Annotated in this window: 14 protein-coding genes and 1 pseudogene; 10 read left to right on the top strand and 5 right to left on the bottom strand. The window is 72.3% G+C overall.

Annotated elements, in window-relative coordinates:
• From ACWEN3_RS20370 to sucC, 3 genes are all read right to left on the bottom strand, one after another.
• The coding region (locus ACWEN3_RS20370; RefSeq protein ID WP_452972707.1) for an aldehyde dehydrogenase family protein at positions 1 to 472 on the bottom strand (472 nt) is incomplete at its 3' end.
• Positions 473 to 475: 3 nt separating this feature from the next.
• Entirely contained in the window at positions 476 to 1,408 is a 933-nt protein-coding gene (gene sucD / locus ACWEN3_RS20375) for a succinate--CoA ligase subunit alpha (RefSeq protein ID WP_452972708.1), read from the bottom strand.
• An 11-nt stretch (positions 1,409 to 1,419) separates the two neighbouring features.
• Entirely contained in the window at positions 1,420 to 2,550 is a 1,131-nt protein-coding gene (gene sucC, locus ACWEN3_RS20380; protein WP_452972710.1) for an ADP-forming succinate--CoA ligase subunit beta, read from the bottom strand.
• 233 nt (positions 2,551 to 2,783) lie between these two features.
• On the opposite strand from sucC, the gene ACWEN3_RS20385 reads away from it, so the two are divergent.
• The 5 genes from ACWEN3_RS20385 to ACWEN3_RS20405 all read left to right on the top strand — a co-directional run bounded on the left by ACWEN3_RS20385 (position 2,784) and on the right by ACWEN3_RS20405 (position 10,783).
• The gene (locus tag ACWEN3_RS20385) at positions 2,784 to 4,466 is read left to right on the top strand and encodes a thiamine pyrophosphate-binding protein (RefSeq protein WP_452972712.1); all 1,683 of its coding nucleotides are present in this window, start codon (positions 2,784 to 2,786) and stop codon (positions 4,464 to 4,466) included.
• An 11-nt stretch (positions 4,467 to 4,477) separates the two neighbouring features.
• Positions 4,478 to 5,710 carry a formyl-CoA transferase gene (gene frc / locus ACWEN3_RS20390; protein WP_452972713.1) on the top strand — a complete coding sequence of 411 codons (1,233 nt, stop codon included), beginning with the start codon at positions 4,478 to 4,480 and terminating at the stop codon, positions 5,708 to 5,710.
• A gap of 4 nt (positions 5,711 to 5,714) precedes the next feature.
• Positions 5,715 to 7,859: an acetate--CoA ligase family protein gene (locus tag ACWEN3_RS20395; protein ID WP_452972715.1), complete on the top strand. Its 2,145-nt coding sequence runs from the start codon at positions 5,715 to 5,717 to the stop codon at positions 7,857 to 7,859.
• Between the two features lie 121 nt (positions 7,860 to 7,980).
• Complete coding sequence (locus ACWEN3_RS20400; protein ID WP_452972717.1) at positions 7,981 to 9,363, top strand: MFS transporter; 1,383 nt, start codon at positions 7,981 to 7,983, stop codon at positions 9,361 to 9,363.
• 1 nt (position 9,364) lies between these two features.
• On the top strand, positions 9,365 to 10,783 hold the full coding sequence (locus ACWEN3_RS20405) for an OFA family MFS transporter (protein WP_452972720.1): 1,419 nt from the start codon (positions 9,365 to 9,367) through the stop codon (positions 10,781 to 10,783).
• 95 nt (positions 10,784 to 10,878) lie between these two features.
• Here the strand turns inward: ACWEN3_RS20405 and ACWEN3_RS20410 are convergent, their stop codons facing one another.
• Both ACWEN3_RS20410 and ACWEN3_RS20415 read right to left on the bottom strand, forming a co-directional pair.
• On the bottom strand, positions 10,879 to 11,556 hold the full coding sequence (locus tag ACWEN3_RS20410) for a GntR family transcriptional regulator (RefSeq protein WP_452972734.1): 678 nt from the start codon (positions 11,554 to 11,556) through the stop codon (positions 10,879 to 10,881).
• Between the two features lie 136 nt (positions 11,557 to 11,692).
• The gene (locus ACWEN3_RS20415; RefSeq protein ID WP_452972737.1) at positions 11,693 to 12,640 is read right to left on the bottom strand and encodes a beta-ketoacyl-ACP synthase III; all 948 of its coding nucleotides are present in this window, start codon (positions 12,638 to 12,640) and stop codon (positions 11,693 to 11,695) included.
• Between the two features lie 287 nt (positions 12,641 to 12,927).
• On the opposite strand from ACWEN3_RS20415, the gene ACWEN3_RS20420 reads away from it, so the two are divergent.
• The 5 genes and pseudogenes from ACWEN3_RS20420 to ACWEN3_RS20440 all read left to right on the top strand — a co-directional run.
• Positions 12,928 to 13,899 (top strand): 2-dehydropantoate 2-reductase, encoded by a 972-nt coding sequence (locus ACWEN3_RS20420; protein ID WP_452972722.1) that lies wholly within the window; start codon positions 12,928 to 12,930, stop codon positions 13,897 to 13,899.
• Positions 13,896 to 15,815 carry a molybdopterin oxidoreductase family protein gene (locus ACWEN3_RS20425; protein WP_452972725.1) on the top strand — a complete coding sequence of 640 codons (1,920 nt, stop codon included), beginning with the start codon at positions 13,896 to 13,898 and terminating at the stop codon, positions 15,813 to 15,815. The genes ACWEN3_RS20420 and ACWEN3_RS20425 overlap by 4 nt, the downstream gene beginning before the upstream one ends.
• Before the next feature lie 4 nt (positions 15,816 to 15,819).
• Entirely contained in the window at positions 15,820 to 17,643 is a 1,824-nt protein-coding gene (locus ACWEN3_RS20430; protein ID WP_452972728.1) for an NAD(P)H-dependent oxidoreductase subunit E, read from the top strand.
• Positions 17,640 to 18,500, top strand: a complete 861-nt coding sequence (locus tag ACWEN3_RS20435; protein WP_452972731.1) for a 2Fe-2S iron-sulfur cluster-binding protein — start codon at positions 17,640 to 17,642, stop codon at positions 18,498 to 18,500. The genes ACWEN3_RS20430 and ACWEN3_RS20435 overlap by 4 nt, the downstream gene beginning before the upstream one ends.
• A gap of 7 nt (positions 18,501 to 18,507) precedes the next feature.
• Positions 18,508 to 19,002, top strand: a pseudogene (locus ACWEN3_RS20440) (formate dehydrogenase accessory sulfurtransferase FdhD); the annotation flags it as partial.
• Positions 19,003 to 19,062 lie beyond the last annotated feature (60 nt).

Below are 19,062 nucleotides of genomic sequence, written 5' to 3' on the forward strand. Positions count from 1 at the left end.
GGCGAGTCGTCGAGGCCGCCCTTCTGGCGTTCCCAGGAGATCGCGTCGACGCGGTCTTCACCACCCACCACGTGACCGATGAGAGGCAGACGAGCAGCAGGGCGAGCAGGTCGCGGTGCTGGGCGAGCGCGTCCAGGGTGGCGCCGATCCGGGGCCGCCGTTCGGGCAGGGGGAGCTGCCGCCAGGCGCGGTGCTGGTCCAGGGCCGCGTGTACGGCCTGCTGGGCGGTGGCGCCGTCGAGGCGGGGCGCGCCGGCGATCGGGGTGCCGTCGACCGGGGTGGTCGCCGGCAGCGCCCGTCCGTCGGGCCGCCATGCGGCACCCCAGAGGTTCAGCACGCGGTCGTCCCGGAACGCCTCGGGCGCGACAGCGACGCAGCGCCGCCATGCGTCGACGTAGGAGGTGCCGGGCTTCAGGACCGAGGGTGCCGGTTCCGGGGTCGTCGGGGGCTCGGGGGCGAGGGTGGGTGCCATGCGTCAGCTCCGCTCTCGGTGCGGGGTCGGGGCGGGGGGTGTCGCTGGACGGCCGGTCAGGGAGCGGTGGGACTGCAGTACCAGCCGCGCCGTCTCCGTAGGCGTGCGCCCCACCAGGACGCCCGCCGCCTCCAGGGCCTCCTGCTTGGCCCGGGCCGTGCCCGTGGTGCCGGAGACGATGGCGCCGGCGTGGCCCATGGTGCGGCCCTCGGGGGCGGTGAAGCCGGCGATGTAGGCGACGACGGGCTTGGTGACGTGGTCGCGGATGTGGGCGGCGGCCCGTTCCTCCGCGTCGCCGCCGATCTCCCCGATCATCACGACGAGTTCGGTGTCGGGGTCCTCCTCGAACGCGGTCAGGCAGTCGATGTGGGTGGTGCCGACGACCGGGTCGCCGCCGATGCCGACGCAGGTGGAGAAGCCGATGTCCCGCAGTTCGCGCATGAGTTGGTAGGTGAGGGTGCCCGACTTGGAGACCAGGCCGATCGGGCCGGGCTTGGTGATGTCGGCGGGGATGATGCCCGCGTTGGCCTGGCCGGGGGTGATCAGGCCGGGGCAGTTGGGCCCGATGATCCGTGTGCCCCGCCGCCTCGCGTACGCGGTGAAGGCGACGGTGTCGTGGACGGGGATGCCCTCGGTGATGACGACGGCGAGCGGGATGCGGGCGTCGGCGGCCTCGGTGACGGCGGCCCCGGCGAAGGCGGGCGGGACGAAGACGACGCTGACGTCGGCTCCGGCGGCCGCCATGCCGTCGGCCACCGAGCCGAAGACGGGGACCGCCCGTCCGTCGAGGTCGACGGTCCGCCCGGCCTTGCGGGGGTTGACGCCGCCGACGACGTTCGTGCCGGCCGCGAGCATGCGCCGGGTGTGCTTCATACCCTCGCCGCCGGTCATGCCCTGGACGAGGACCCTGCTCTCCTTGGTGAGGTGGATGGCCATGTCCGGGCTCCTCAGGCGGTGCGGGCGAGTTCGGCGGCCCGGCGGGCGGCGCCGTCCATGGTGGTGACCTGTTCGACGAGCGGATGCGCGCGCTCGGCGAGGACGGCGCGGCCGCGGGCGGCGTTGTTGCCGTCGAGGCGGACGACCAGCGGCCTGGTCAGGCGCACCCGGTCCACCGCTGCCACGATCCCCTCGGCGACCGCGTCGCAGGCGGTGATCCCGCCGAACACGTTGACGAGGACGGACCGTACGGCCGGGTCCGAGAGGATCACGGTCAGTCCGTCGGCCATCACCTGTGCCGAGGCGCCGCCGCCGATGTCGAGGAAGTCGGCGGGCCGGGCGCCGCAGCCGGCGACCGCGTCGAGGGTCGACATCACCAGCCCGGCGCCGTTGCCGATGACGCCGACCTCGCCGTCGAGCCGTACGCAGGTGAGTCCCCGGGCCGCGGCCTCCGCCTCCAGGGGATCGCCGTGCTCGGCGGCGCGGTCGCCCCAACGGGTCTGCCGGAAGCGGGCGTTGTCGTCCAGGGTGACCTTGCCGTCGAGGGCGAGGATGTCTCCCCGTGCGGTGCGCACCAGCGGGTTGACCTCCACGAGGAGGGCGTCCTCGCGGACCAGGACCTGCCACAGCCTGACGAGGACGTCGGCGGTCTGCGGGGGTAGTCCGGCCGCGTCGGCGATCTCGGCCGCCTTGGCGGAGGTGACGCCCTCGGCGGGGTCGACGGGCACGCGCGCGACGGCCTCGGGGCGCACGGCGGCGACCTCCTCGATCTCCGTGCCCCCCTCGGCGGAGGCGATCGCGAGGAAGCGGCCCGCGGCGCGGTCCAGGACGTAGGAGACGTAGAACTCGCTCTCGATGTCGACGGGTTGGGCCAGCATGACCGTGCCGACGGTGTGCCCCTTGATGTCCATGCCGAGGATCCGGCGTGCGGTCAGCTCGGCCGCGGCGGGGTCGGCGGCGAGCCGCACCCCGCCCGCCTTGCCTCGCCCGCCGGTCCTCACCTGGGCCTTGACCACGACGCGGCCGCCGAGCCGGCGGGCGATCTCGCGGGCCTGCCGCGGCGAGTCGGTGACCTCGGCCCGCGGCACCGGGATGCCGTGGTCCTCGAAGAGTTGCCGTGCCTGGTGTTCGTACAGGTCCATTGCGGCTCCTGTCTGCGAGGTCGTCGCGGAACCGGCGTGCGCTGACCGGAAGATGCCGGACTCCGATGACCGAAAAGTGTGTACGCCCCCTGGACACCACCCACCGGATGCGGGATAACAAGGTTCATACAGTATTCGTCGACTGTATGCAATCTACCGCATACAGCTCTCCGCCGCCGCATCCACTGCACAGCGAACCGCCAGAACCCCCAGGAAAGGGACAGGACTTCGCCATGCCCGACGACACCCAGGACGTGATCTCCGGTGGTCATCTCGTAGCCAAGGCGCTGAAGGCCGAGGGGGTCGACCGCATCTACACGCTGTGCGGCGGCCACATCATCGACATCTACGACGGCTGCGTCGACGAGGGCATAGAAGTCGTCGACGTACGGCACGAGCAGGTCGCCGCGCACGCCGCCGACGGTTACGCGCGCCTCACCGGCAGGCCCGGCTGCGCGGTCGTCACCGCCGGCCCGGGGACGACCGACGCCGTCACCGGGGTCGCCAACGCCTTCCGCGCGGAGTCGCCGATGCTCCTGATCGGCGGTCAGGGGGCGCTCACCCAGCACAAGATGGGGTCCCTGCAGGACCTGCCGCACGTCGACATGATGACGCCGATCACCAAGTTCGCGGCGACGGTGCCGGACACGGCGCGGGCGGCCGACATGGTGTCGATGGCGTTCCGCGAGTGCTACCACGGCGCGCCCGGCCCCTCCTTCCTGGAGATCCCCCGGGACGTCCTGGACGCCAAGGTGCCGCTCGACAGGGCGCGCGTCCCCAGGTCCGGCGCCTACCGCGCCTCGACGCGCTCGGCGGGCGACCCGGAGGCGGTCGAGAAACTCGCCGACCTGCTGGTGCACGCCGAGAAGCCGGCGATCCTGCTGGGCAGCCAGGTGTGGACGACCCGGGGCACCGAGGCCGCGATCGAGCTGGTGCGGGCGCTGAACATCCCGGCGTACATGAACGGCGCGGGACGCGGCACGCTCCCGCCCGGCGACCCGCACCACTTCCAGCTCTCCCGCCGCTACGCCTTCTCCCACGCCGATGTCATCGTGATCGTCGGCACGCCCTTCGACTTCCGCATGGGCTACGGCAGGCGCCTGTCCCCCGACGCCACGGTGGTGCAGATCGACCTGGACTACCGCACCGTCGGCAAGAACCGGGACATCGGCCTCGGCATCGTCGGCGACGCCGGTCTCGTCCTGAAGGCCGTCACCCAGGCCGCCTCGGGCCGGATCAACGGGGGCGCGGCCCGCCGCAAGGAGTGGCTGGACGAACTGCGCGCGGCCGAGCAGGCGTCGATCGACAAGCGGCTGCCCCAGCTCAGGTCGGACGCCTCCCCCATCCACCCGTACCGTCTCGTCAGCGAGATCAACGACTTCCTCACCGAGGACTCGATCTACATCGGCGACGGCGGCGACATCGTCACCTTCTCCGGGCAGGTCGTCCAGCCCAAGTCCCCCGGGCACTGGATGGACCCGGGCCCGCTCGGCACGCTCGGCGTCGGGATCCCCTTCGTGCTCGCCGCCAAGCAGGCACGCCCCGACAAGGAGGTCGTCGCCCTCTTCGGCGACGGCGCCTTCTCCCTCACGGGCTGGGACTTCGAGACCCTCGTCCGCTACGACCTGCCGTTCGTCGGGATCGTCGGCAACAACTCCTCGATGAACCAGATCCGATACGGCCAGGCCGCCAAGTACGGCAAGGACCGCGAGCGGGTCGGCAACACCCTCGGCGACGTGCCGTACGACAGGTTCGCGCAGATGCTCGGCGGTCACGGCGAGGAGGTCCGCGACCCCGCCGACATCGGCCCCGCCCTGCGCCGGGCCCGCGAGTCGGGCAAGCCGTCGCTGATCAACGTCTGGGTCGACCCGGACGCGTACGCCCCCGGAACCATGAACCAGACGATGTACAAGTGAGGTGAACGCCGATGACCGCCAAGGCACTCGAGGGCATTCGCGTCCTCGACATGACCCACGTCCAGTCCGGCCCCTCCGCCACCCAGCTGCTCGCCTGGCTCGGCGCCGACGTCGTCAAGCTGGAGGCGCCGACCGGTGACATCACCCGCAGGCAGCTGCGGGATCTGCCGGACGTCGACTCCCTCTACTTCACGATGCTCAACTGCAACAAGCGGAGCATCACCCTGAACACCAAGACCGAACGCGGCAAGGAGATCCTCACCGAGCTGATCCGGCGCTCGGACGTCATGGTCGAGAACTTCGGGCCGGGCGCGGTGGACCGCATGGGGTTCGGCTGGGACCGCATCCAGGAGATCAATCCCCGGCTCGTGTACGCCTCCATCAAGGGCTTCGGGGAGGGCCCGTACACCGGCTTCAAGGCGTACGAGGTCGTCGCGCAGGCCATGGGCGGGTCGATGTCGACCACCGGTTTCGAGGACGGCCCGCCGCTCGCGACGGGCGCCCAGATCGGGGACTCGGGGACGGGTGTGCACCTCGTGGCGGGGATTCTCGCCGCGCTGTACCAGCGGGAGCGGACCGGGCGGGGGCAGCGGGTCAACGTGGCCATGCAGCACGCCGTCCTCAACCTGTGCCGGGTGAAGCTGCGGGACCAGCAGCGGCTGGTGCACGGGCCGCTCGCCGAGTACCCCAACGAGGACTTCGGCGAGGAGGTCCCCCGCTCGGGCAACGCCTCCGGCGGCGGCCAGCCCGGCTGGGCGGTCAAGTGCGCCCCGGGCGGCCCGAACGACTACGTGTACGTCATCGTGCAGCCGGTCGGCTGGCGGCCCCTCAGCGAGCTCATCGGCCGGCCCGAACTCGCCGACGACCCCGAGTGGGCGACGCCGGAGGCCCGGCTGCCGAAGCTGAACAAGATGTTCCAGCTGATCGAGGAGTGGTCGGCCACGCTCCCCAAGTGGGAGGTGCTGGAACGGCTGAACGCGCACAACATCCCGTGCGGGCCGATCCTCTCCACCAAGGAGATCATCGAGGACGCCTCGCTGGCCGCCAACGAGATGGTGGTGCGCGTCCCGCATCCCGAGCGCGGCGAGTTCGTGACCGTCGGCAGCCCGCTCAAGCTCTCCGACTCCCCCGTCGAGGTGACCGGCTCCCCGCTGCTCGGCGAGCACAACGAAGAGGTCTACGTAGGCGAACTGGGCCTCGGTGACGCGGAGTTGCGCCTGCTGAAGTCGAACGGGGTGATCTGACGTGATGACCGAGGACCGGGTGCTCAGGGTGCGGGCGCTCCTCGACTCCGTGCGGGCCGAGGGCCGCACCGCGCTGACGGCGCCCGAGGGCAAGGTGATCGCCGACGCGTACGGGATCGCCGTACCGGGCGAGGAACTGGCGGCGGACGTGGACCACGCGGTGGCGGCCGCGGCCCGGTTCGGCGGACCCGTCGTGATGAAGATCGTCTCGCCGGACATCCTGCACAAGACCGACGCCGGCGGGGTCGTCGTCGGGGTGGAGGGCGCGGCTCAGGTGCGGGCCGCGTTCCGCCGGATCGTCGAGAACGCGCGCGCCCACGACCCGGCCGCCCGTATCGACGGCGTCCAGGTGCAGGAACTGCTGCCCCAGGGCCAGGAGGTCATCGTCGGCGCGGTCACCGATCCGACCTTCGGGAAGGTGGTGGCGTTCGGGCTCGGCGGGGTGCTGGTCGAGGTGCTGAAGGACGTGACGTTCCGGCTGGCGCCCGTCTCCGCCGACGAGGCGCTGTCGATGCTCGACTCCATCCGCTCGGCGGAGATCCTGCGCGGGGTGCGGGGGCGGGCCGGGGTGGACCGGTGGGCGGTGGCCGAGCAGATCCGGCGGGTGTCCCAACTGGTCGCGGACTTCCCCGAGATCGCCGAGGTCGACCTCAACCCGGTGATCGCGACTCCGGCGGGCGCGACGGCCGCGGACATCCGGGTGATCCTCGCCGAGCGGCAGCCGGCGCCCCGCAGGACGTACACCCGCGACGAGATCCTCGCGTCCATGCGGCGGTTGATGCAGCCGGCGTCGGTCGCGGTGATCGGCGCGTCCAACGAGCCGGGGAAGATCGGCAATTCGGTGATGCGCAACCTCGTCGACGGCGGGTTCTCCGGGGAGATCCACCCGGTGAACCCCAAGGCCGACGACATCCTGGGCCGCAAGGCGTACAAGAGTGTCACGGACGTGCCCGGTGAGGTGGATGTGGCGGTCTTCGCCATTCCCGCCCGGTTCGTGGCCGCGGCGCTGGAGGAGGTGGGACGGAAGGGGATCCCCAACGCGGTCCTCATCCCGTCCGGGTTCGCGGAGACCGGCGAGCACGAACTCCAGGCGGAGATCGTGCGGATCGCCGAACGGCACGGCGTCCGGCTGCTCGGCCCGAACATCTACGGCTACTACTCCACCTGGCAGGACCTGTGCGCCACGTTCTGCACGCCGTACGACGTCAAGGGCGGGGTGGCGCTGACCTCGCAGTCCGGTGGCATCGGCATGGCCGTCCTGGGCTTCGCCCGCACCACGAGGACGGGTGTGTCGGCGATCGTCGGCCTGGGCAACAAGTCCGACCTGGACGAGGACGACCTGCTGACGTGGTTCGGCGAGGATCCGCACACCGAGTGCATCGCCATGCACCTGGAGGACCTCAAGGACGGCCGGGCGTTCGTGGCGGCGGCGCGCGCGACCGTGCCGAAGAAGCCGGTCGTGGTGCTGAAGGCGGGCCGTACGGCGGCGGGCGCCAGGGCGGCCGGCTCGCACACGGGGGCGCTCGCGGGCGACGACGCGGTGTACGACGACATCCTCCGGCAGGCCGGGGTGATCCGGGCGCCGGGTCTGAACGACATGCTGGAGTACGCCCGCGCGCTGCCCGTGCTGCCGACCCCGCGCGGCGACAACGTGGTGATCGTCACCGGGGCGGGGGGCAGCGGAGTGCTGCTGTCGGACGCGGTCACGGACAACGGGCTGACCCTGATGGAGATCCCGCCCGACCTGGACGAGGCGTTCCGCCGGTTCATCCCGCCGTTCGGGGCGGCCGGCAACCCGGTCGACATCACCGGGGGCGAGCCGCCGTCGACGTACGAGGCGACGATCCGGCTGGGTCTGGAGGACCCGCGCATCCACGCGCTGGTGCTCGGCTACTGGCACACCATCGTCACCCCGCCGATGGTGTTCGCCGAGCTGACCGCGCGCGTGGTCGCGGAGTTCCGCGAGCGGGGCGTCGAGAAGCCGGTCGTGGCGTCCCTCGCCGGGGACGTGGAGGTCGAGGAGGCCTGCCAGTACCTGTTCGAGCGGGGTGTCGTGGCGTACCCGTACACGACCGAGAAGCCGGTGGCCGTGCTCGGTGCGAAGTACCGCTGGGCACGGGCGGCCGGACTGCTGGGGGGCGGTTCATGAGCTGAGCGACGCGGGGGCCGGGCGGCGGTGCGCGCCGGCCGGCCCCGGGACCCGGGCGCGCACGAAAGGCATGGACAGGGGGCGCTGGCCAGAACTTTCGACGCAAGGGGTGCTGTGCACGATGACAACGACCGACTGTACGACGTCCGTCCCCTGCAGGGAGGTGACGGACCGGCACGGCCGCGGGTACCGGGTCGGCGAGCGCGACGTCGATCTGCTCGGCCGGTCGCGCATCCGGATGGTGGTCCTGTCCTGGACGGGCATGACGGGCATCGGGGCCGCCACGTGCGCGTTCGCGTCGGCGGACGCGTCGCTCGGCGAGGCCGGACCGGGGCGCGGCGGGCACGTCCTGTGGCTGCTGGGCGTCTGGGTGTGCGGCCAGGCGGCCGTGGCCCTCCCGGTGGGCCGGCTCCGGGAGAGCGGCCGGCTTCCGGCCCGTACGGCGATGGCGCTCGGCGCGGCCGGCGTGCTGCTGGGGCAGCTGGCGGCGGTCCTCGTGCCGCAGGCGGGCGTGGCCGGTGCGGTGGCGGCCGGGTTCGGCGGGACGGGCGCCGGTGTGGTGTGGGCGACCTGTCTGCACACGGCCGTCAAGTGGTGTCCGGAGCGCAAGGGCGGCGGTACGGGCCTGGTCCACGGCGGTTTCGCCTGGGGTTGCGCGCCGCCGCTGCTTCTCCTCGCCCTCCCCCTGGATCCGGGTGTCCACCGTGTGGCGCTGTCCGTGGCGGGCGCGGCCCTGTGCCTGGTGGTGGCCGCGGTGGGCCGTTCGCTGCAGGACCCGCCGCGGGACTGGTGGCCCGCGCACCTGGATCCGCTGAGGGTCGCGGCGGATCCGCGGATCCGCCGGGTGCTGGAGAAGAACCCGCCGGCGGTGCGGCAGAACACCTCGAAGGAGGCCGCCCGCGCTCCGGCCCTGTGGCTGCTGTGGTGCTGTCTGCTGGGCGCGGGCGGCGGCACCGTGCTCGGCCTGGTCCGCGCCGTGCCGCTCGGCCGGGGCATGGGCCTGACCGGCGGGGCCCTGGCCACGGCCGCGGCGATGACGGCGGTCGTGGCCGGCACCGGTTCCTGGCTCGCCGGCCGGTTCTCCGACCGCAAGGGGCGCCGTGGCACCCTGCTCGCGCTCTGCCTGGTGCTGGGCGCCGCGCAGTTCGGTGCGGTGGCGGCCCTCCGGGCGGGCAGCGCGCCGGGCCTCCTGGTGTGCTCCCTGGTGTCCGCGGTCTGCGGCGCGGCGGTGTTCCCGCTGTGCGCGGCCATGACGGCGGACTGTTTCGGCGAGAACGACAACGCCGCCAACTACGGCCTCGTCCATGGCTCCCAGCTGGTCACGGGACTGGTCTGCGGCGTCCTGGGCGCGGCCGGCGGCGAGGTGTTCTCCGGCGCGTTCGTGCTCGCCGGTTCTCTGGGGCTGGCCTCCGCTGCGGCGGCCCTCTTGCTCAAGGCACCGGGCAGGCCGGACGCCCGGCGCATCGTCCCCAATCCCCACCCCCTCGGCGAGGAGATGGCCTGACATGACGGCTGATCCGATGGCAACAAGAAACACGCCGGCCGATCCCGGCTCGGCGGACCGCTCGTACCGCGAAGTCACCGACTCCCGAGGGCGGGTCTACCGCGTCGGGGAGACGGACCGTGACATCCTCGGCCACTCACGCAAGTTCATGGTGTACCTGCCGTGGATCTCGATGATGGCCATCAGCGTCTCCGAGTACGCCTACGGCTCCGCGGAGGACACCCTGTCCCACGCGCACGGCTGGACGCAGAGCAACACCTTCTGGATCCTCAGCGTCTGGGTGTTCTTCCAGGCGGGCATCGCCTTCCCGGCGGGCTGGCTGCGCGAGCGGGGCATCCTCAGCGCGCGCCGGGCGATGTACCTCGGCGCCGCGATGTGCCTGGTCGGCTTCCTGGCCCTGTCCCACCTGGACAACGTGCTGCTGGCCATCCTCGGGTTCGGTGTCGTGGGCGGGCTCGGTTCCGGGCTGATCTACGCCACCTGCATCAACATGGTCGGCAAGTGGTTCCCGGAGCGGCGCGGCGCGAAGACCGGCTTCGTCAACGGCGGCTTCGCGTACGGCTCGCTGCCGTTCATCTTCATCTTCAACTACGCCTTCGACACCGGGAACTACGACGAGGTGCTCGATCTGATCGGCGTCTACGTGCTGATCGTGGTCGCGGTGTGCGCGTTCTTCTTCAAGGACCCGCCGAAGAACTGGTGGCCCGCCGACGTCGACCCGCTGACCTTCGCCGGCAACGGCAAGAGCGCGGCGAGCCTGGTCAAGAACCCTCCCGCGGTACGGCAGTTCACGCCGAAGGAGGCCATCCGGACCGGCATGCTGCCGCTCATGTGGATCACCGTCGTCATGACGGCCGGCGTGTCGATCTTCGGTATCTCGTTCCAGGTCGACTACGCCAAGCAGATCGGCTTCGGCCCGCTGGTCGCGGCCTCCTCGATGGGCGTCATGGCGGTCGTCAACGGCGTCGGGCGGGCCGTCGTGGGCTGGCTGTCGGACCTGTGGGGCCGCAAGACGGCGCTGGTGTTCGTCATCGTGGTCCTGGGCCTCGCGCAGTTCGGCGTGATCTGGGCCGGTGACATCAAGAACGAGTGGCTGTTCCTGTTCTTCGCCTTCCTCTCCGGCTTCGGCGGGGGCGCCTTCTACCCGATGTTCGCGGCCCTGACCCCGGACTACTTCGGGGAGAACTACAACGCCACCAACTACGGCCTGGTGTACAGCGGCAAGCTGGTCAGCGGACTGTTCGGCGGCGGTCTCGGCTCCATGGTGGTCGGCGCCTGGGGCTACAACGGCGCCTACGCGCTGGCGGGCGGGGTGTCCATGGTGGCGGCGGCGCTCGCGCTGCTGCTGCGGCAGCCGGGCCGGGCGGGCGGGGTGCCGGCCCGCGGCCGTTCCCGGGCCGCCGACGCCGCGACCGGCTGACCTCGGGGTCGCCGTACGGGGAAGGGCCTCACCCGGCCCTTCCCCGTTCCGCCTGCCCTGTTCCGCCTCCGGGGTGGAGCCGGGCGGGCGCCGGGTCAGGAGGTGGCGTGGGCGTGGTACGTGCGGCGGGTGTGCTCGGTGTGGGCCCGCATGACCTCCGTCGCACGCTGCTCGTCGCGGGACGCGATGGCGGCGATGAGTTCGCGGTGCTCGATCCAGGACTGGCGGCCGCGTTGACGGGCCACCGGGGTGTAGTACCAGCGGACGCGGCGGTCGACCTGGGCGGCGAGTCCGGCGAGGACCGTGTTGCCGGCCAGTTCCATGATCTTGGCGTGGAAGCGGGCGTTCAGGGCGACGGCGCCGTCCACGTCGTCGGCGGCGACGGCCTTCTCGCCCTCCGCGCACAGCTCTTCGAGGACCGCGATGCCGGCGCTGCCCGCGTTCGCCGCGGCCAGCCGGGCCGCCTCCGCCTCCAGCAGGGTGCGGACGGTGAGGAGCTGGTCGGCCTCCTCCTCGGTCGGCTCGTGCACGAACGCGCCCTGCGCGGGCCGCAGATCGACCCAGCCCTCGGTGTTGAGCCGTTGCAGCGCCTCGCGCACCGGCTGCCGGGAGACGCCGAGGTGTCCGGCGAGTTCGCTCTCCACGAGATGCTGGCCGGGGCGGAGCGCGCGGGTGGTGATGAGTTCGAGCAGCGCCTCGTAGACGCGGTCGCGCAGCGGGCCCGGCCGTTCCAGCTTGGGCACCGACCCCTGCGGCAGTCCGGCGGACAACATCACGGTCCCCCCTTCCCGGCGGGCCGTACCCGGCCGTGCGCCGCGAATGCCAGTATCGATTGTCTTTCGTCTACAGTCTACTGTGCACAATGGCCGGCCGGAGGTGGGAGTAGCACGCGTCACATCGCCGGGCCCGTCAGGGGCAGCGGACGACCTGCCCGGCGTAGGACAGGTTCCCGCCGAAGCCGAACAGCAGCACCGGGTCGCCGCCCGAGAGCGCCCCCTGCTCGATGAGCTTGGAGAAGGCGAGCGGGATGCTGGCGGCGGAGGTATTGCCGGACTCGGTGACATCGCGGGCGATCACGGCGTTGACGGCACCGAGCTTCGCGGCGAGCGGCTCGATGATCCGCAGGTTGGCCTGGTGGAGGACGACGCCGGCCAGCTCCTCGGGGGCCACCCCGGCCCGCTCGCAGGCGCGGCGGGCGATGGCGGGCAGCCGGGTGGTCGCCCAGCGGTAGACGCTCTGTCCCTCCTGCGCGAACCGCGGCGGAGTGCCCTCGATCCGCACCGCGTTCCCCATCTCGGGCACCGATCCCCACAGCACGGGCCCGATCCCGGGCTCCTCCCCCGGCACGCACGCCTCGACCACGGCGGCCCCGGCCCCGTCCCCGACGAGGACGCAGGTGCTGCGGTCGGTCCAGTCGGCGACGTCGGACATCTTGTCGGCGCCGATGACCAGGGCCCGGGTGGCCGCGCCGGCGCGCACGGTGTGGTCGGCGGTGGCCAGCGCGTGGGTGAACCCCGCGCACACCACGTTGACGTCCATCGCGGCGGGCTGCGGGATGCCGAGCCGGGCCGCGACCCGGGCAGCGGTGTTCGGGGAGCGGTCGATCGCGGTGGAGGTGGCGACCAGGACCAGGTCGATGTCGGCGGGGGCGAGTCCGGCGGCGGCGAGGGCCTTGGCGGCGGCGTGCGCGGCCAGCTCGTCGACCGGCTCGTCGGGGCCCGCGACGTGCCGGGTCCGGATGCCCACACGGCTGCGGATCCACTCGTCGCTGGTGTCGACCATGGCCGCCAGGTCCTCGTTGGTGAGCACCTTCGCGGGCTGGTAGTGGCCGATGGCCGCGATGCGCGAGCCGTTCATGACGGGGTCCCCCTCGTTGCCGTGGGTAGCGGGATTCATCAGTCTGATCAGTGACTCGCGGGTACGGCGGCAGGTGAAGCCACAGGAATCAGGCATCCGAGTTGTCGGCTTCCCTCAGACCCCGGACGAGCGCAACGGCCGTCGCACGGACCCTTGCTGACGGCCCTTCCATACTGTAGACAATATTTCGTCGACAGGATTCAGCCGACCGCTGTCAGCAGTCGTCCGTTTTCCGGCTGCTCCTCCTCCCCACCTCCGCGGTATCCGCAACCGAACGGAGTGCTCCCGTGAAAGTCGCAGTCCTCGGCGCCGGCGCGATCGGCGCCTACGTGGGCGCCGCGCTCCACCGGGCCGGCGCCGACGCGCATCTCATCGCCCGTGGACCGCACCTCGCGGCCATGAGGCAGTACGGGGTACGGGTGCTCAGCCCGCGCGGCGACTTCACCGCCCACCCCCACGCCACCGACGACCCCCGCGAGGTCGGCCCGGTGGACTACGTCTTCCTGGGCCTGAAGGCCAACGCCTACGCGGCGTGCGGGCCGCTGATCGAGCCGCTGCTGCACGAGCGCACCGCCGTGGTGGCCGCGCAGAACGGCATCCCCTGGTGGTACTTCCACCGGCACGGCGGCCCCTACGACGGCCGCCGCCTGGAGAGCGTGGACCCGAACGGCGCCGTCAGCACGGTCCTCGCCCCCGAGCGGGCCGTCGGCTGCGTCGTCTACGCGGCCACCGAACTCGAGGCCCCGGGGGTCGTACGGCATGTGGAGGGCACCCGGTTCTCCGTCGGCGAGCCCGACCGCACTCTCTCGCCGCGCTGTCTGCGGCTCAGCGAGGCGATGCAGGCCGGCGGGCTGAAGTGCCCGGTGGAGCCGGAACTGCGGGGGGACATCTGGCTCAAGCTGCTCGGCAACATCTCCTTCAACCCGATCAGCGCCCTCGCCCGCGCCACGATGCGGCAGATGTGCCGGCACGGCGGCACCCGCCGGGTCATCGAGACGATGATGCGCGAGACGCTGTCCGTCGCCGAGGCCCTGGGCTGCGAGGTGGGCGTCTCCATCGAACGGCGGCTCGCGGGCGCGGAGCGCGTCGGCGACCACCGCACCTCCACGCTCCAGGACCTGGAGCGCGGCAAGCCGCTGGAGCTGGACGTGCTGCTCGCGGCCGTCGTCGAACTCGCGGAGATCACCGGCGTGGAGGTGCCCACCCTGCGCACCGTGCACGCCATCTCGGACCTGCTCGCGCTGAGGAGTGCCGCATGAGGAAGCGTCCGCCGAAGACCTACACCCGGCTCACCCACCCGCTGGTCCGGGACTCCCGTGACGAGCCGTTCCGGCAGGCGACCTGGGAGGAGGCCCTGGACCGGGCGGCCCGGGGCCTGCAGCGCAACCGGGGCGCGTTCGGGATGTTCTCCTGCTCCCGCGCCACCAACGAGATGAACTACGTGGCGCAGAAGTTCGCGCGGGTGGTGATGGGCACCAACAACGTCGACTCCTGCAACCGGACCTGCCACGCGCCCAGCGTGGCCGGGCTGTCGGCCGCGTTCGGCTCCGGGGGCGGCACGTCGTCGTACGAGGAGATCGAGCACACCGACGTCATCGTGATGTGGGGCTCCAACGCCCGGTTCGCGCACCCGATCTTCTTCCAGCACGTGCTGAAGGGCATACGCAACGGCGCCCGGATGTACGCGGTCGACCCGCGGCGGACGTCGACCGCGCAGTGGGCGGAGAGCTGGCTCGGGCTGAACGTCGGCACCGACATCCCGATGGCGCACGCGATCGGCCGGGAGATCATCCGCGCGGGCCTGGTCAACGAGACGTTCGTCGAACGCGCCACCACCGGCTTCGAGGAGTACCGCAAGCTGGTAGAGCCGTGGACGCCGTCCCTCGCCCAGAGGGTGACGGGCGTACCGGCCGGGGCGATCCGGGAGCTGGCGCACGCCTACGCCCGTGCCGAGCGCGCCCAGCTGTGCTGGACCCTCGGCATCACCGAGCACCACAACGGCACCGACAACGTCCGCGCGCTGATCAACCTGGCCCTGTTGACCGGTCACGTCGGCCGCTACGGCGCCGGGCTCCAGCCGCTGCGCGGGCAGAACAACGTGCAGGGCGGCGGCGACATGGGCGCGATCCCCAACCGGCTGCCCGGCTTCCAGGACCTCCTCGACGCCGATGTCCGGCGGAAGTTCGAGACCGCCTGGGACACCGTCATCGAGCCGCACCACGGGCTGAACCTGACGGAGATGTTCGAGGCGATGGAGGACGGCACGGTGCGGGCCGTGTACTGCGTCGGGGAGAACCCGGCGCAGTCGGAGGCCGACAGCGAACAGGCCGTACGGCGGCTGCGCTCCCTGGACTTCCTCGTCGTGCAGGACATCTTCCTCACGAGGACGGCCCAGTTGGCGGACGTGGTGCTGCCGGCGACCGCCGGATGGGCGGAGACCGAGGGCACGACCACCAACAGCGAGCGCCGGGTGCAGCGGGTGCGCCGGGCCGTCACCCCGCCCGGCGAGGCCCGCGAGGACATCGACATCATCTGCGAGCTGGCCGTCCGGCTGGGCCACGACTGGAAGTACGCCGACGCGGAGGCCGTCTGGAACGAGCTGCGGTCGGTGTCCCCGGACCACCACGGGATGACGTACGGGCGCCTGGAGGAGCACCAGGGCATCCAGTGGCCCTGCCCGAGCACCGACCGGCTCGAACCCCCCTTCCTGCACGGGCGGTTGTGGGAGCACGACCCTGAACGGCGCGGGACGCCGGCGCCGTTCGGCCTGGTCCAGCACGACCCGCCGGTGGACCTCACCGACGACGAGTACCCGATCCGGCTCACCACCGGCCGGCGCCTCGACTCCTACAACACCGGGGTGCAGAGCGGCGGTTACGCCTCCCCGCTGCGTCGCGGCGAGTACGTCGAGCTGTGCCCGGAGGACGCCGAGCGGTACGGGGTCGTGGTCGGCGAGGAGGTCCGGGTCAGCTCCCGGCGCGGGTCGGTGCTGGCGCCGGTGTGGATCGACACCGCGCTGCGGCCGGGCCTGGCCTTCATGACCATGCACTTTCCCGACGAGGTGGACACCAACCAGCTGACGATCGAGGCCAACTGCCCGATCGCGGGGACGGCGGAGTTCAAGGCGTCGGCGATCCGCATCGAGAAGCTCCCGGCCACGACGTACGTGAGGTGAGGGCGTGGATCTCCACTTCGGCGACAGCAAGCCGACGGACGAGGAACGGGCCGCCGTGGACGCCCTGCTGGGTCCGCCCGAGTCCGCGTGGGAGGGCGCCGACCGCACGGACGCCGACCTGCGGTGGGCCCGTGGCGGCCGGGCGGCCCGCGACCGGCGCGACCTGCTGCTGCCCGGCCTGCACGCCCTCAACGACCGCGTCGGCTGGATCAGCGAGGGCGCCCTCGGCTATCTGTGCCGCAGGCTGACGGTGCCGCCGGCCGAGGCGTACGGCGTGGCCACCTTCTACGCCATGTTCTCCGTGCGGCCGCGCCCCGCGACGGTCCTGCACGTCTGCACCGACCTGGCCTGCGCCGCGGCCGGGGCGGGCGAGCTGTGCGCCGGGGTCGAGGAGCGGCTCGGCCCGGCGAGCGGGGTGAGCGTCGAGCGCAGCCCCTGTCTGGGGCTGTGCGAACGCGCCCCGGCCGCGCTCGCGATCAGGGCGGGCGACCCGGTGCGTACGGCGGTGTCGGCGCCGGCGACCGCCGAGGCGGCCGTCCTCGCCGCGCGGGCCCCCGACTCGGCGCCCGAGGAGCCGCCCCCTTCCCTGGCCGTGCCGCAGGCCGGGAGCGAGGACCTGGTCCTGCTGCGGCGGGTCGGCGTGGTCGATCCCCCGTCCCTGGACGACTACCGGGCCCACGGCGGCTACACGGCGCTGCGCCGCGCCTTCGAACTGGGCCCCGCCGGTGTGATCCGCGAGGTCACCGACTCCGGACTCGTCGGGCGCGGCGGCGCCGCCTTCCCCACCGGACGCAAGTGGCAGGCCACCGCGTCCCGGCCCGAGCATCCGCGCTACCTGGTGTGCAACGCCGACGAGTCCGAGCCGGGCACCTTCAAGGACCGGGTGCTGATGGAGGGCGACCCGTACGCGCTGGTGGAGGCGATCACCGTCGCGTCGTACGCGATCTCCGCGCACCGGGCGTTCGTGTACGTCCGCGGCGAGTACCCGCGGGCGATCGCCCGCCTGCGGCACGCGATCGAGCAGGCCCGTGCCCGCGGGCTGCTCGGTGACGACGTCCTCGGCCAGGGGTACCGCCTGGAGATCGAGATCCGGCGGGGCGCCGGCGCCTACGTCTGCGGCGAGGAGACGGCCCTGTTCAACTCCATCGAGGGCTACCGGGGCGAGCCGCGCTCGAAGCCGCCGTTCCCGGTGGTGCAGGGCCTGTTCGGCAGGCCGACGGCGGAGAACAACGTGGAGACGCTGGTCAACGTGCTGCCGGTGCTGACGATGGGCGCCCCGGCGTACGCGGCGCTCGGCACGGCGCGCTCCGCCGGGCCGAAGCTGTTCTGCGTCTCCGGGAGCGTGACCCGGCCCGGCGTGTACGAACTGCCGTTCGGGGCGACCCTCGGCGAACTGCTGGACCTGGCCGGTGTGCGGGACCGGCTGCGGGCGGTGCTGCTCGGCGGCGCGGCCGGCGGGTTCGTACGGCCCGACGAGCTGGACATCCCGCTCACCTTCGAGGGCACCCGGGAGGCGGGCACGACACTCGGGTCCGGTGTGGTGATGGCCTTCGACGACACGGTGCCGCTGCCCCGGCTGCTGCTGCGGATCGCCGAGTTCTTCCGGGAGGAGTCCTGCGGACAGTGTGTGCCCTGCCGGGTCGGCACGGTCCGGCAGGAGGAGGCGCTGCGCCGGCTCGCGGACCGCACCGGGGCGGACGCGGCCGGGGACATCGCCCTGCTGCGCGAGGTCGGCCGGGCGATGCGGGACGCCTCGATCTGCGGTCTGGGACAGACCGCGTGGAACGCCGTGGAATCCGCCGTCGACCGTCTGGGGGCCTACGAATGACCGCGATACCGCTGGGGATCCCGCGCCGGCCGGTCGAGTTCACGATCGACGGCGAACCGGTCCGGGTCCCGGAGGGGTCGACCCTGCTCGACGCCTGCCGCGCCGCCGGGAAGGACGTCCCGACCCTCTGCCAGGGCGACACGCTGCGCCCGAAGAACGCCTGCCGGGTGTGCGTGGTGGAGGTCGAGGGGTCGCGGACGCTGGTGCCGGCCTGCTCGCGCCGGGCGGAGCCGGGCATGCAGGTCCGCACGGACACCGAGCGCGCCCGGCACAGCCGCAAGCTCGTCCTGGAGCTGCTCGGCTCCTCGGCCGACCTGTCGACCACCCCGGGGGCCGCCCGCTGGATCAAGGAGTACGAGGCGAAGCCGGACCGTTTCGGCCCCGACGCGGCGCGGCTGAACGACGACCCGAAGGTGGACAACGAGCTGTACGTGCGCGACTACGCCAAGTGCATCCTGTGCTACAAGTGCGTCGACGCCTGCGGCGACCAGTGGCAGAACACCTTCGCGATCTCGGTCGCCGGGCGCGGCTTCGACGCGCGGATCGCCGTGGAGCACGACGCGCCGCTGACCGACTCGGCGTGCGTGTACTGCGGGAACTGCGTGGAGGTGTGCCCGACCGGGGCGCTGTCGTTCAGATCGGAGTTCGACATGCGGGCGGCGGGTACCTGGGACGAGTCACGGCAGACGGAGACGACGACGGTGTGCGCGTACTGCGGAGTGGGCTGCAACCTCACACTCCATGTGCAGGACAATGAGATCGTGAAGGTCACCTCGCCGCAGGAGAATCCGGTGACGCACGGCAATCTCTGCATCAAGGGCCGTTTCGGCTACCAGCACGTACAGAACCGGGGCTGATCAGAACATGGGACGAGTCACGGAACGACGCAAGGTCCTGCGCATCCGGGACGGGGCGATCTCCACCCGCCCGGACACGCTCGTCGCCGAGGAGCCCCTGGAGATCCGGCTGAACGGCAAGCCGCTCGCGATCACCATGCGCACCCCGGGCGACGACTTCGCGCTGGCGGCGGGGTTCCTGGTGAGCGAGGGCGTGCTGGCTCAGGCGCCCGATCTGCAGAACATCGTCTACTGCGCGGGGGCGACGGCGGACGGAACGAACACCTACAACGTGGTCGACGTGCGGACCGCGCCCGGCGTCACCCTGCCCGACTTCGCTCTGGAGCGGAACGTCTACACCTCCTCCTCGTGCGGGCTGTGCGGCAAGGCCAGCCTGGACGCCGTGCGTACGACCGCCCGCTGGCCGATCGCCGACGCCCCGCCGGTCCGGGTCACCCCCGAACTGCTGGCGAGCCTGCCCGAGCGGCTGCGGGCGGCCCAGCGGGTGTTCGACCGGACCGGATGATGGCCGCCTACGGGATCGTCTGCGCGCTCCTCGAAGCGCGGACGTCGGGGCGCGGGC

The organism is Streptomyces sp. NPDC004561, assembly GCF_053602155.1.

Excerpts from the sequence above, each read along its gene's own strand:
- sucD (WP_452972708.1), bottom strand. The coding sequence starts at position 1,408 with ATGGCCATCCACCTCACCAAGGAGAGCAGGGTCCTCGTCCAGGGCATG.
- sucC (WP_452972710.1), bottom strand. The coding sequence starts at position 2,550 with ATGGACCTGTACGAACACCAGGCACGGCAACTCTTCGAGGACCACGGC.
- ACWEN3_RS20385 (WP_452972712.1), top strand. The coding sequence starts at position 2,784 with ATGCCCGACGACACCCAGGACGTGATCTCCGGTGGTCATCTCGTAGCC.
- frc (WP_452972713.1), top strand. The coding sequence starts at position 4,478 with ATGACCGCCAAGGCACTCGAGGGCATTCGCGTCCTCGACATGACCCAC.
- ACWEN3_RS20395 (WP_452972715.1), top strand. The coding sequence starts at position 5,715 with ATGACCGAGGACCGGGTGCTCAGGGTGCGGGCGCTCCTCGACTCCGTG.
- ACWEN3_RS20400 (WP_452972717.1), top strand. The coding sequence starts at position 7,981 with ATGACAACGACCGACTGTACGACGTCCGTCCCCTGCAGGGAGGTGACG.
- ACWEN3_RS20405 (WP_452972720.1), top strand. The coding sequence starts at position 9,365 with ATGACGGCTGATCCGATGGCAACAAGAAACACGCCGGCCGATCCCGGC.
- ACWEN3_RS20410 (WP_452972734.1), bottom strand. The coding sequence starts at position 11,556 with ATGTTGTCCGCCGGACTGCCGCAGGGGTCGGTGCCCAAGCTGGAACGG.
- ACWEN3_RS20415 (WP_452972737.1), bottom strand. The coding sequence starts at position 12,640 with ATGAACGGCTCGCGCATCGCGGCCATCGGCCACTACCAGCCCGCGAAG.
- ACWEN3_RS20425 (WP_452972725.1), top strand. The coding sequence starts at position 13,896 with ATGAGGAAGCGTCCGCCGAAGACCTACACCCGGCTCACCCACCCGCTG.
- ACWEN3_RS20435 (WP_452972731.1), top strand. The coding sequence starts at position 17,640 with ATGACCGCGATACCGCTGGGGATCCCGCGCCGGCCGGTCGAGTTCACG.